We start from the raw sequence: 13,660 nt of genomic DNA on the forward strand, positions 1-13,660 counted from the left end.
CCCTAAACTCTGGAGAGTAGCTTTTCTTTTTCGTCATGTTTAACACGTCCTTTTATCTGTTAGTTTTGATTAAAACATGACGCCAATCCCTGTGTCCACTTTTCATACTACCTCCAAAGTTTTTGGAAAGTTGTCCGAAGTTTCCGCGAAGTTGTCCGAAGTTTTTGGAAATTTGACCGAACGAGATTTTGAAATGACCGAACAGCTCTCCTTTCTTGTCCGAAGGGAGAGCTTTTTTGACCAAAGCTATATAAAACAAGAAGCTTAAATGTCCGAAACACAAACTTAAATGTCCGAACCATTTTAAACCGTATCAAAAGCACCTATTCCCCTTAAAAAATAGGATATTCTAGAACGAAACGCCGCCCTTACCTAACAGCCTGCTCAGAATTCACGACGCTTACGCCTTCTTACTTCCGCATCCCCCTCGCATCCACCTTCCACTTATCCACAACGTAATCTCCTTCCACAACCACATATTCATCAAACATATTAGCCACTGTACACGCATGGTTTGGAATAATGCGGACTTTATCATTCAATCGCAATCCGCAGCTACCTTCAAAGACCGCCACCCCATGCTCCTCAGAGAGCCTCTCAATGGTCAGCTCCGGATGTTCCACCACATAGCCGTACCCCTTAACAGAGTCCAATCCATGTGCTCCCTTATCCAGACACAACGTTTTACTACCTGTATCCAAGACTATTCTATTTTCATAAACACCTACGACCGAGGCCAAAACAGTTAACGCACATTCTGATCTGTCTGCTACTCCAAGTCCCACTTGAATGCTATCAAAAAAGACGGCGTTTCCTGGTCGTACTTCTGTAATTCCATCGACTGATCCGGAAATGCGATACGTGGGGGTAGAACCAACACTTCTTACCAGGATAGGAATACCTGCGTTTTCACATGCTTCCGCGCTTTTGACCACCGCATCTGCTTCAACTAGAGCAATCCGTTCTAGCTCTCCTTCTCCCCTTGCGCCATAAGAATGACCTGCATGGGTGAAGATTCCACCAATTCGAAGCCGGGATAATAAGATTATTGCTTTGGCAAGCTCTAAGGCTCCCTCTCCTGGCTCTACACCACATCGGTTCAAACCGGAATTCACTTTAATCCACACTTCTAACGTGTGCTTTGTTTTTTCCAATGCTTTTTGAAGCAACTTCACCTGTTCCAAATTATCTACTGTAATTTTCAGATCAATCCCTTGATTTAAAAGATAAATGATTCTATCTATTTTTGCTGGGCTTGAAATCGGATATGCGACCAAAATATCCTTAATCCCTGAAGCCGCCATCACTTCTGCTTCTTGTATTTTGGCAGTGGTGATGCCAATGGCCCCATGCTCTATCTGTAGTTTGGCAATCTCCACGGATTTATGCGTTTTAATATGGGGACGCAAATTCACATTCTGCATACGAGCAAAATCGTCCATTTTACAGATATTTTCCATTAGAATCCCCTTATCCAATAATAAGGTCGGTGTATCAAGTTCCTTCCATTCCTGCTTCATTTTCTCTCCCTCCAGACCTTCTTTTCCTCACTATACCACGCCATCAGGGCCGTTCAAAATTTTGATGGATGCACATCTGTAAATCAGACAATCCCATATGCATACATTGAAAGAAGTAATCTGGGCAAAGGGTGAGATGCATGGGAATAATCAATGGCAAACAGTATTTGGACCGGATCAACTCGCTTCAGGCAAATGTATGGCATAACGGAAAACAGGTCCAGGGCAATATTTCAGAACACCCGGCTTTTTCAGGTGTAATGAGAAGTCAAGCTGCTTTGTTTGATATGCAACACGATGAAAAGTACAAAGACATTATGACATATAAATCTGATACAACCGGAAATCTGGTAGGAACCTCTTTTCTCCGGCCAACAACTAAAGAGGATCTGGAGAAAAGAAGAAAGATGGTTCAGGTTTGGGCAAAATCAACCTTTGGAATGATGGGGCGTTCCCCTGACTATAAAAACTCCACCTTGATGGCTCTGGCTTCCTCTGCGGACCTACTGGAGGAACAAGGTCCGCAATTTCCAAAAAACCTTAAGAATTTCTACGAGTACGCTAGAGAAAATGATCTCTCTTTTACTCATACATTCATTTCCCCACAAGTAAACCGCTCTTCTTTTCATTATGAGGATGATGATAATATTGTAGCGGCACGGATGGTTGATAAAACATCGGAAGGGATTGTCATAAAAGGCGCTCGGCTCTTGGCTACACAAGGTGGGATCACGGATGAGATTATCATCTCGTCTTCTGGCTTAAAAATGTTTGAAGAGCCCTTCGCCTATGCATTCAGTATTCCAAGTAACACAGAGGGTCTGAAATTTATCTGCCGGGAATCTTTTTCTTATGACTCTTCTCCATTCAACCATCCACTTGGGTCGAGATTTGAGGAGATGGATGCAATTGTCGTGCTAGATAATGTTTTGGTGCCGTGGGAACGAGTATTTGTATCGGAAAATATTGATGTCGCCAATAAATTGTATTCGCTTAGTAATTTTAAACCGCTTGTCACCCACCAGGTCGTTTCAAGACAGGTGATGAAAGCTGAATTTGTTTTAGGGATTGCACAACTATTAGTCAACACCATCGCGATTGGTGAGTATGGGCATGTAAAAGAAAAAATAAGCGAGATGATCATTGCAGTGGAAAATCATAAAGCCTTGCTCCTCGCTTCAGAAATCAACGCTAAACCGGATAAACACGGGACAATGATTCCGGACGTCACACCCCTATCTGTTGCGGTCGTGCAGTTTCCTAAAGTGTATCCAAGATTCATGGAAATTCTGCAGCTGCTTGGTGCCAGCGGACTGGTATCCATCCCGACAGAAGCTGACTTGGAATCTCCAATTCGCGCTGACATTGACCAATACCTTCAATCAGCCACTACTGATGCAAAGAGCCGCATCAAGCTGTTCCGATTAGCATGGGATGTCAGCATGAGTGCATTCGGTTCCCGCCAAACGCTGTACGAACGCTTCTTCTTTGGCTGCCCGACCCGATTAGCTATGGGACTGTATCAAGAATACAACCGAAAAGAACTAGTAGACGACGTAGCTAGGGAATTAGGGTTTTTAGAGTGAGCTCGTTTACTAGCTGTTGATTGGAGCAAAAGGCGTAGACTCCTGCGGGAAAGTAGCGGCAATGTTGAGACCCCTGAAGCGTCGTGAGGAGGCTCAGGGTCGCCCCGCGGAAAGCGAAGCCGTTTGAGGAAATCAACAGCGGCGTGAATTACAGTTTCAAAAACCTAAACCAAAGGGAGCCGGAAAAATTACGGCTGCCCTCTTTTTGTTATTTTCCGAGTATTCTATAATTAAAGTATTAGTAGACGAAAAGAGAAAGGTGGTTGTATACACATGGCCGAAATTACCATTCCTTCACAAAAGAAACCCCGTAAGAAAAGAAAAGTCTGGATAGCCCTAGGGACCATCGCCGGTACGCTTGGCACACTAGGACTTATTTTCACTTTTTTTCCAATTAACAAACAAGCATCAAAACCTTTTTTTGATAATGGAGGAATCCCGTTAGTCATTGCCCATCAAGGCGGGGAGCACCTCGCCCCTTCCAATACGATGATCGCCTTTGAACAGGCCGTCGAAATGGGGGTAGATGTTTTAGAAACAGATATACACATCACCAAGGACGGGCACCTTGTTGCAATCCATGACCCCACTGTCGATCGGACTACAAATGGACAAGGAACGGTAGCAGAGCTGACCTTAGAGGAAATAAAACAATTGGATGCAGGCTATCATTTCGTTGATCTTGAAGGCAATAACAGTTTTCGAGGAAAAGGAGCTACCATCCCTACCGTGGAAGAAATGTTTCAATCCTTCCCTAACACACGAATTGAGATCGAGATCAAGGACACCAATCCTCCTGAAAAATATGAGGAGATTGCAAGTAAACTATGGGAGTTGACCAAACAGTATAACAGAGAAGATACGTTGCTTGTCGCATCTTTCGACCAGCAAATTCTGGAGACATTTAATCGTTTAACAGATGGGAAGGTGGCACTTGTTGGTGGCAGACAGGAAATCACTAGATTCGTCCTTCTTCACAAGCTATTTGCCCGCAATCTCTATAAGCCTGAAGTAGATGCCTTTCAAGTGCCTTTACAAGAGAGTATATTCAATCTGACAAATCAACGGCTAATAGGCGATGCCCAAAGAAGCGGCGTGCAGATGCACTACTGGACTATTGATGATAAGGAAACCATGCGCTACTTGCTTGAACGAGGGGCAGATGGGATACTGACCAATCGCCCAGACCTACTGCTTGAGGTGAGGAGAGAAATGGGGTACTAAGAATGTAGGAGCTCTGTTATGTTATAATAACTATTAGTAAATATGAAAACGTGAGGCTCTAGAAATGAATGGACAAAAACGGTCAGATATCGCTATCGGCCAATCAGTTAAAATTGTACTTAAACAAGACCAACGCACAGGCAAACTTACAAGCGGGATCGTCAAAGACATCCTAACCAAATCCCCCAACCACCCACACGGCATCAAAGTCCGCCTCCAAGACGGACAAGTCGGCAGGGTCAAACAAATCGAAAAAGCGTAACCTGGTGGTGACCCGGTTACGCTTTTTTACTTTAACGCTTTAACAGTGTGAGGGTCAGACCCCTCATTACCCCTCTAACGCTTTAACGCACAGCGGGTCAGACCCCTCTTTATCTCTCTAACACTTTAACGCACAGCGGGTCAGACCCCTTTTCTTTAAGCCCCTTCCCTCACCTCTTCAAGCAGTGTTCGTTTTCTTCGTTTTCCTTCTATCCATGCGAAGAGCATGGCGAGGAGCATGAAGGTGCTGGAGATTTGGAAGAGTGCGGCGGTTTGGACGAATTGGGCAAGGAGACCAAAAATGATTCCGCTTAATCCAATTCCCAGATCTATGGAGGAGAAGAACATGCCGTTTGCCACACCGCGGCGGTTTTCAGGTGTCATGGATAATGTCCATGATTGCAAAGTTGGAATCAAAGATCCGAATCCAACCCCAAACAATGCACCAGCTATCACAATAAAGAAATTGGAGTGCGCAAAGGAAAGTACCCACATTCCAACAAACGATAGGAACATACACAAGAGCACCAAGCCCCGAGGCCCATGATTATCAAACCATTTACCTGCTACCGGACGAGATAATGAAGCCATGATTGCATTTACTAAATAGAAAAGGAAAATCTGATCAATGCCACGTTCTTCCCCAAATATAACGATGAACGTGACAATCGAGCCGTAGCCAAACGTCGCAATTAATGTAACAAATGCGGGATACCAGCTGCTCTTTTCCACTAGCGAACCGAAATAGGAAAACGTAAGGTCTTCCTTCTCCGTCTTTTCCACAGAAGGCGGTGTCTGGTATTGAACAACCCCTAAAAGCACAAGCGCAATCAAACCAAGAACAGCACTAACCATAATCAAATTAGAAAACTCGGTTACCTGATAAAGATAGATTCCCAAGCTCGGGGCAATAATCATTCCGATTGTAATCGACAATCCGTAGTATCCCATCCCTTCACCTAAACGGCTACGTGGAATAACATCTACCGCAGCCGTCCCATTCACGGTTGTGGACCAGCCCCATGCCAGACCATGAACCAAGCGAAACAATAGGAAAATAACCACTATCTGGGACAACGGGTAGATGATCGTCACAGCAAGCAATGCAACTGCACCAATCATCACAAGCGGTTTTCGTGCCCGGTACTCCAACATATACCCGATAAACGGTCTGCTCAAGACGGCACCAATGGAAAATAAGGCTGTGACCAATCCAATTTCAAAGCCCGTTGCACCCAACGATTTAACATAAGGAGGGAGAGTTGGTATCAGCATCTGAAAAGACATGAACACAAACAAGTTTCCTACCATCAACATGATGAACGATTTCGTCCATAACACTTCTTTTTTCTGAATCGGTACCATTCTTACACTCTCCTATTATAAAAAGACTGCCTGCGTAACAATTCCTAATAAATAGGAAAATGAACCTCCACATACGAAGATTCATTTTCCAAAAGAAAGGCTGCGTCTACTATATATTTCGTCTATCTAAATATTAACACAGAAGACTTTTAAAAGAAATGTAAAGAACTTCCTGATTTTAGTGATTACAAGCTATACTATTTCATAAACTTCCTTAGTATTTTGATGCTTTTATCGGAATAAGGAGGATAGAGAAAACTTAGATTAAATTTCGTACTCTTTTTCATTACACTTTTCTTATGGGAAAAAGTATCAAAGCTATCTTTCCCATGATAGGAACCAATGCCTGATGTACCCACTCCCCCAAATGGCAAGTATGGATTGGTCAAATGCGTGACCGTATCGTTCACACATCCTCCTCCAAAAGAAGTCCCTTCAATAACCTGTTCCTCTACCTCATTATTTTCAGTAAACACATACAATGCCAGGGGCTTTGGATAGTTATTAATTTGTCTCATGGCGTCTTTCAGGTCTTTGTATTCTAGAACAGGTAAAACTGGGCCAAATATCTCTTCCTTCATCACCCTATCTTCCCACGAAACACCGTCCATCACAGTCGGTTCCATATAAAGCTCTTCCCGATCTATGCGTCCGCCAACAACCACTTTTTCCTTATCGACTAAAGAAGTTAGCCGGTCAAATTGACGTTCATTCACCACACGTCCGTAGTCCTTACTTTGCTGTGGATTGTCTCCGTAGAAATCATGTATCGTTTTTTTCAATGCCTTTACAAGTTTCTTTCGTACATCCTTATGGACAAGGATATAATCAGGTGCCACACAAGTTTGGCCGGCATTCATAAATTTCCCCCAAGCGATTCGTTGCGCAGCCACCTCAATATTGGCGTCTTTATGGACGATACAAGGGCTTTTACCTCCAAGCTCCAGCGTAACCGGGACAAGTCGTTTGGCCGCAGCCTGCATCACGATTTTGCCAACCTCTACGCTTCCTGTGAAAAAGATATAATCAAACGGCGCATGTATAAGGGCGGATGTTTCCTCTTTCGCTCCCTCCACCACACTGATATACTCTTTGTCAAAAAACTCTCCTATCATTTTTGAAAGCACACTAGATACCGTCGGTGTGAATTCTGAAGGCTTAATCACAGCGCAGTTTCCAGCTGATATTGCCCCGATTAGAGGCTCTAATACTAACTGGAACGGGTAATTGAAGGGCCCTACAATCAATACCGTCCCATATGGTTGAGAGTAAATTAAGCTTTTGGAACCAGTATGAACTAGTGGAGTTTTGACCTTTTTCACTTTTGCCCAACTCTTTAAGTTCTTCATAAAAAAGCCAATGCTGTCGAGGATATACCCAACTTCAGAGCCGTATGCTTCAAATATTGATTTCCCTAAATCCTTTTTTAAAGCATCTATTATTTCCTCTTCATATTTCTGAACGGCCTTCTTTAACGTTGCCAGTTGCTTCAACCGAAACTCAATATCTTTCGTTTCCCCTTTTTCAAAATAACTCCTATGATTGGCAAGTAATGTTTCAACCGTCTCGTTTATGTTAGTTGTTGCTGTCGTCATACAAGATTCCTCCTGTTTTCGCATATTCAAATTATGTTATTTCTATTGTCTTACAAATAGAATGAAATAGACAAGTTTTTACCTGTTGTTACGTTTAAAAGTTTAAACATTTAATTATTGATAGTCAAGTAAAATAAAAAAAGCACCCTAACCAGGTGCCTTTTCCTCAATCCTCATCCTTTATATCAATATCCTCAGGAATTGGTTCGCTTCTTACTTCTTCAATCAATTCTTTATATTTTTCCATTTGTTTCATGTGCGTGTCAAATTGTTCTTTGTTTATCATATAATTGGCCCCATCATACAATGCTCGGATTTTCTTTTCTTGGATGAGGGTTTTCACATAAGACTCTGAACAGGATAAATATTCGGCTGTCTCTTTAACGGATAGGTACATGCTGACACTCCTACATTTTTATTAAGGTGATAAAGGTAAGGTTATCAGGAAAGTCGTCCCTTTAGACGATGTCTCATATACTTCAATACTCCCTTGATGGTTCTCGATAATTCGTTGGACAATTGTCAGACCAAGCCCAGTGCCGGTTTCTTTGGAAGTATGAAAAGGGTGAAAAAGGGATTTTTTCATTTCTTCTTTTATACCGGGACCATTGTCCTTAAAGTATATAAGATAATTCCTGTTACATTTTTGGGAAGAGATTGTTATGACTCCCTTGTCAATAAGGGCCTCACTACTATTTCGATAAAGATTGTAGATGACTTGCTTCATCTGCTTGAGGTCAACCATGATTTCCGTGTCATCGAGCATGACCTTCAGTTCAACCTCATTTTTAACCATGTCATGGTATGTGGGAATCTCTTCAATGATTGACTTGAATGTTGTTGCCTCGAGTCTTGGTGCTCCCGGTCTAGCCATGAGCAACATATCTTCAATAATGGCGTTAATTCTGTCCAACTCTTTCATTAATAAAGGCACCTGGTATCTTTCAAGCTCCTCTTTTGTAAAGGATTGTTTCATCAGAGAAAAGAAGCCATGCAACACTGCCAATGGGTTCCTAATTTCGTGTGCCGCTCCTGCAGCAAGTTCTCCCAAGGCAGCAAGTTTTTCCGATTGATGCATCCTTTTCTCCAGTTCTTCTGTTTCTGTTATATCAATAAAATAAAATATTCTTCCGATTATGTTTTCTTCCTCGTCATGCAATACAGACTGCGATACAAGTAAGTGCAGGTCTTCCCCGCCTCTTGAATAACCAACTTTAACATTCTGACAAATTCGCTTGGATAGCATGATTTCCCAGAAAGATGAATTGAACAATGGCCGCTGTTTCATCATAATGACATCTGTGATTTCTTGAGCAGTCAGGTCCAATAAACAGGAAGCAGAAGTGTTCAATGAAAAGTTAGATTGCTTGTCATCCGCTGTAATAATCCCAACAGGCAAGGAATTGAGAATTTGTTGCCGATAAGAACGGTCCTTGTTTATTTCTTCATTGAGGTAAAAGTATTCCTTGAATCCTTTTGATACCAATAAAATAATCACAGTAAAAATAATCACCCCAAGCACGGCATTTGATTCAAACAACAATGCTAATAAGAGCGCAGAAGCCAATGAGATAGCATAATTGGAAACAGATTTCTGCAGTGTGCTTTTCATTTCCTGGATTAACTGGGGATGATTCATAGAGTAAAAGAAAACGCCAATAATTAATATATTAATAAAGAAATAACTAATTAAGGTGGTCAAATAAGATAAAAGATTGGAAGCTTGAAAAAATCCGATCGCCCCACCTGTCCATATAAAGATATAATGTGCTCCTGTAATCATTAGAGTATACATGGCGAAGTTCACAAGATGCTTCCACCAGGCTATATCCCTCTTTAGTAATCCATATACTACTCCACTGGCAAACAAGGTCCATAAGGATAGATTCAAACCGAATACAAACAAAATCGCTAGAAAAATGGCAGAGTCCATACTGAGTGAATTTCCTTTTGGCGGAAGAGGAACGGTATTAATAGTTAACAGCACCAGTGAAACTACCAGTAAAACAAATAGGGTTGGCTTCGTTGTTAAAAAATGAACCGGAGTTTGCACATGTACGATAAAAAGGCCAAAGCCTAATAGGAATACGACAAGTAAGTTTATCATCAATTTATGTCTTTGATAGTAAGTTTCCACCGATATCACTCTCGAATCTCTGAGTTGTCTATTAATCAGCTTTCATTGTATTCCAAATCAATGACCAAAGCAAATTTGTCGAATATTCAAACTACTAACCCTCTCAATAACTCCTATCCGACATGCAGACCAATTATTTTACAAAAAGTTTAAATTTTTCAGAACAATCTGTTGTTTTTCTGCTTAAACGTGTTAAAATGTTTGAAATTGTAATTTTTACTCAACAGGAGGAGAGCAGCATGATCACATTTTTTGGTGCATTGATTTTTCTAATTCTAGGTTATGTTTTTTATTCAAAATTCGTAGAACGTGTTTTCGTTATTAATGATCAGACCCCTACTCCTGCCTATACGAAAAGGGATGATTTTGACTTTGTTCCAATGCCTTGGTGGAAGGGGAATTTAATTCAGCTCTTAAATATCGCTGGATTGGGTCCTATCTATGGTGCCATCCTTGGTGCATTATATGGTCCGGTAGCTTTCATTTGGATCGTGGTAGGAAGCATCTTTGCCGGTGCGGTTCATGATTACTTTTCCGGTATGTTATCGCTACGTCATAACGGGGCTCAATATCCGACCATTGTTGGAAAATATCTTGGTAATGTAGTGAAGTCATGTATTTATGTAATTTCCCTTATATTAATGGTACTTGTGGCGGCGGCTTTTACTGCAGGACCCGCCCAACTAATCGCTCAATTAACACCACTTAGCTTCATGATGGCCTTGCTATTAATCTTCGGGTATTTTTTATTGGCTACTCTATTACCGGTCAATCGAGTAATCGGTAAAATATATCCATTACTTGGCGCCATATTGCTTTTCATGGCAGTTGCCATTGCCGTTGCACTCTTGTTCACGGATAAACAAATTCCAAACCTGACTTTTGCAAACCTACATCCTCAGGAGTTGCCAATCTGGCCACTATTAATGGTGACCATCTCTTGCGGAGCGATTTCTGGTTTTCACTGTACACAAAGTCCCATCGTTGCTTGCACAATGAAGAAGGAATCACACGGTCGTAAGATTTTTTACGGAGCGATGATTACAGAGGGAATGATTGCACTAGTATGGGCAGCAGCAGGGATGACATTCTTCAATGGAACAGGTGGCCTGCAAGAAGCACTTGCCATTGGCGGCCCATCTTATGTGGTAAATGAAATTTCTATTTCTTTACTAGGTACACTAGGTGGGATTCTTGCTATCCTTGGCGTTATCATCCTTCCCATTACAACAGGTGATACCGCATTACGCTCCTCCCGTATGATTTTGACAGAAGTGTTCGCTAAATTCTTCAACATGGAAAGTAAGGTGAAAGTTTTACTAGTAACCTTATTGCTTGCTGTACCTGCCCTTTACCTTGCTACGATTGACTATACCTTCCTTTGGAGATATGTGGGATGGACAAACCAGCTTGTTGCCACTGTAATGCTTTGGACAGCGGCTATGTATCTTGTAAAAGAAAATAAATTCCACTGGATTGCAAGCGTTCCGGCACTATTCATGTCAGGAGTGGTTTGCACGTATATTTTCTACGCACCAGAAGGATTTGGAATGGATTATAACACTTCGTTACTTATAGGTTCTGCATTGACCTTCGTTATACTTGGATGGTTTGTCAGTCAACTATGGAAACATCGTAACATTAAGTCTAGCAGTGTAGAAAAGCGTGTAGCATAATAATAGAACAGGCAGCCACTCTGGGCTGCCTGTTTTTATATCCTCTATTCCGCTACAACCGAGCTCTTTTCCCAGTTTACGATTAAGTCGAAGTATTGAAGTTTCTTATTTTTACGATCAAACCACAAATCTGACTCTTTCCAAGTCATTTGAAGGAACAGTTCTGCCTTTGCTAGTTCACGAGCATCACCAGAATTAGCGCCGTCCAAAGCTACCACACTTTCAAAAATCTTCACCATCAGGCTAGCAATCTTCTTCGAGTAGACGGTTTGAATCTCTGGCGCACAACTGCTCGTAAAATTGCATAGCTCCTGAAGTTTCACAAGTGCCTCCTCCACCGGTTCCTTCATGGAGTTATCGACTTGAATTGCCGCCAGCCTATCTCTCATAGACTCTATGAAAATACGTTCTACTTTATAGCGCCCCATCAACCTGAGCACTTCCATCCCAAGAATATTCGCGGTTCCTTCCCATACAGTTAATACCTGGGCATCCCGAAGCAACCTCGGGGTAACAAAGTCCTCAATAAAACCATTTCCTCCATGCATTTCAATTGCTTCATGGGAAAAGTGGACGGCCTGTTCTGCGGTTTCTTTTTTCAACAATGCAATCAGAAGTCGATTCAACGCAATCTCTTCTTCGGATACTTTTGCCCCAGCATGCCGCATAACCCGATCGAAAAGTGCCACAAGCTCAAAACAAGCACTCGTCTCCACCTCTTGCTTTATCGCCATGTCGACCAAAGATTCTCGTATCATAGGAAAATTGATCAACTGATCACCAAACGTGACACGGCTCCTTGCATAATTACGCGCTTCTGTGTATGCTCTCTGCATGATTCCAAGAGACGCAATCGCATTACAGACACGCGACAAATTCAAAGCTTCCATCATATAATGGATGCCCTTGCTCGGTTCTCCAACTAGATACCCTTCTGCATCGTTAAAGAGAACTTCTGCAGAAGGAACTGCTCTGACACCGAGTTTATCCTTCAAACGACGAATTTCAATACCATTCAACTTACCGCTGCCATCCTCCTTTTTCCAAGGAACTGCAAAAAGACTGAGTCCCTTCGTTCCTTTAGGTGCTCCTGGTATTCTAGCCAACACCATCGCAACACCACACTGCCCGGCATTCGATGCAAAATATTTTTCACCAGTCAAAAGAAAGGTATCCTTATTTGTGTTTGGCACAGCCTCCGTCTCATTCGCCCCTACATCGGAACCACCTTGCCTTTCCGTCAAGAATGTCGCTCCCTCAAAAAGTTCCACTTCACCAGTTGAAATGACATGCGGCAGGAATTTATTTTTTACGTGTTCATCGGCATAATGCTCAAGTAGGTAGGCTGTAGCCATGGTCAACGTAACCGGACAGTAGAAACCAGGCTCTGTCTGGGAAAGCAGGTAGCCCTGAGCGTATGAGTATAGGTAGTCTCCTTTTTGGCCGAGCTCCGGGATTTCCCTATGCACATATCCGACAATCCCTCTATTATAGGTTTCCTGTACCGTCTTTTTATACCCTTCATTTACCCACACCTCTGAAACGTCATTGCCCATCCTATTGTATTTTATAAGCCTCGGTTGCCCTTCCCTATCTGTATGGACTGCACGCTCCTCTATCTCATTCGCACAACTCTCCCCAAACTCTATGAGCTCTTTCTCTGCCCATTCAAAAAGTGTCGGCTCTAAGTGTTTTTTGAGAACTTGCTGCAAATGCTTATCCTCTGTAAAAAAATTACGCGTTATAGTCATGCGTTTCTCCTCCTAACCTTTTTTGAAAATCGGTAAGCAATTCATTCATTTCATCCTTTAACTCGTTGAGCTCTCGTATTCTTTCGTCGATTTCCGCTACTTTCTTTGTCCCGTATTCGATGGTTTTTTGAAGTTGCTTTGTACCCGTTCGGTCTTTATCAAACAATGTAACCATCTCTTTAATCTCATCAAGCTGAAAACCATACCGTTTTCCCCTCGTAATCAGCTTCAAGCGGGCATACTCTCTTTTAGAAAAAACTCGCTGGTTTCCTTCAGTTCGAGAAGGTTCCAGTAGACCCAACTCCTCGTAATATCGGACCGTCCTCGTAGATATGTGAAATTCTTTGGCTAGTTGCGAAATTGTATACATGATGACGACTTCCCTTTACTGAAAATTTAGATATTTATAGTTATAGTCTACCATTGACGTTAACGTAAAGTTCTACTGTTTTTTTAAATAAAGGCTCTGTTAAACAACGCTGTTGATTTCCGCACTAGGCTTCGCTTTCCTAGGGGCGTTTGGGGAGCCTCCTCGGAAAAGCGCC

The 13,660-nt window shown here is 42.2% G+C and carries 11 protein-coding genes; 4 read left to right on the forward strand and 7 right to left on the reverse strand.

Annotated features, from left to right (window positions below):
* Positions 1-410: 410 nt before the first annotated feature.
* A complete protein-coding gene (locus tag HC179_RS16815; protein WP_168865362.1) occupies positions 411-1,520 on the reverse strand; it encodes a D-TA family PLP-dependent enzyme in 1,110 nt (369 codons plus the stop codon).
* A gap of 140 nt (positions 1,521-1,660) precedes the next feature.
* On the opposite strand from HC179_RS16815, the gene hpaB reads away from it, so the two are divergent.
* The 3 genes from hpaB (at position 1,661) to HC179_RS16830 (ending at position 4,592) form a co-directional block, all read left to right on the forward strand.
* Positions 1,661-3,106, forward strand: a complete 1,446-nt coding sequence (hpaB, locus tag HC179_RS16820; RefSeq protein WP_168865363.1) for a 4-hydroxyphenylacetate 3-monooxygenase, oxygenase component — start codon at positions 1,661-1,663, stop codon at positions 3,104-3,106.
* Positions 3,107-3,379: 273 nt separating this feature from the next.
* Entirely contained in the window at positions 3,380-4,330 is a 951-nt protein-coding gene (locus HC179_RS16825) for a glycerophosphodiester phosphodiesterase family protein (RefSeq protein ID WP_168865364.1), read from the forward strand.
* Positions 4,331-4,394: 64 nt separating this feature from the next.
* The gene (locus HC179_RS16830) at positions 4,395-4,592 is read left to right on the forward strand and encodes a YwbE family protein (RefSeq protein ID WP_168865365.1); all 198 of its coding nucleotides are present in this window, start codon (positions 4,395-4,397) and stop codon (positions 4,590-4,592) included.
* A 155-nt stretch (positions 4,593-4,747) separates the two neighbouring features.
* On the opposite strand, the gene HC179_RS16835 is transcribed toward HC179_RS16830, so the two are convergent.
* The 4 genes from HC179_RS16835 to HC179_RS16850 form a co-directional block, all read right to left on the reverse strand.
* On the reverse strand, positions 4,748-5,956 hold the full coding sequence (locus HC179_RS16835; protein ID WP_168865366.1) for an MFS transporter: 1,209 nt from the start codon (positions 5,954-5,956) through the stop codon (positions 4,748-4,750).
* Positions 5,957-6,153: 197 nt separating this feature from the next.
* Entirely contained in the window at positions 6,154-7,551 is a 1,398-nt protein-coding gene (locus tag HC179_RS16840; RefSeq protein ID WP_168865367.1) for an aldehyde dehydrogenase, read from the reverse strand.
* Between the two features lie 166 nt (positions 7,552-7,717).
* Complete coding sequence (locus HC179_RS16845) at positions 7,718-7,948, reverse strand: excisionase family DNA-binding protein (protein ID WP_168865368.1); 231 nt, start codon at positions 7,946-7,948, stop codon at positions 7,718-7,720.
* Between the two features lie 21 nt (positions 7,949-7,969).
* A complete protein-coding gene (locus HC179_RS16850; protein ID WP_168865369.1) occupies positions 7,970-9,688 on the reverse strand; it encodes an ATP-binding protein in 1,719 nt (572 codons plus the stop codon).
* Positions 9,689-9,927: 239 nt separating this feature from the next.
* Between HC179_RS16850 and HC179_RS16855 the strand changes: the two genes are divergently transcribed.
* The gene (locus HC179_RS16855) at positions 9,928-11,364 is read left to right on the forward strand and encodes a carbon starvation CstA family protein (protein ID WP_168865370.1); all 1,437 of its coding nucleotides are present in this window, start codon (positions 9,928-9,930) and stop codon (positions 11,362-11,364) included.
* A gap of 44 nt (positions 11,365-11,408) precedes the next feature.
* On the opposite strand, the gene HC179_RS16860 is transcribed toward HC179_RS16855, so the two are convergent.
* Together HC179_RS16860 and HC179_RS16865 are read right to left on the reverse strand one after the other, a co-directional pair.
* Positions 11,409-13,115, reverse strand: a complete 1,707-nt coding sequence (locus tag HC179_RS16860) for an acyl-CoA dehydrogenase family protein (RefSeq protein WP_168865371.1) — start codon at positions 13,113-13,115, stop codon at positions 11,409-11,411.
* Positions 13,099-13,485, reverse strand: a complete 387-nt coding sequence (locus tag HC179_RS16865) for a MerR family transcriptional regulator (protein WP_168865372.1) — start codon at positions 13,483-13,485, stop codon at positions 13,099-13,101. Before HC179_RS16865 ends, HC179_RS16860 begins: the two co-directional genes overlap by 17 nt.
* Positions 13,486-13,660 lie beyond the last annotated feature (175 nt).

Source organism: Bacillus sp. RO1, from assembly GCF_012524115.1.
Classification (GTDB): domain Bacteria; phylum Bacillota; class Bacilli; order Bacillales; family Bacillaceae_I; genus Sutcliffiella_A.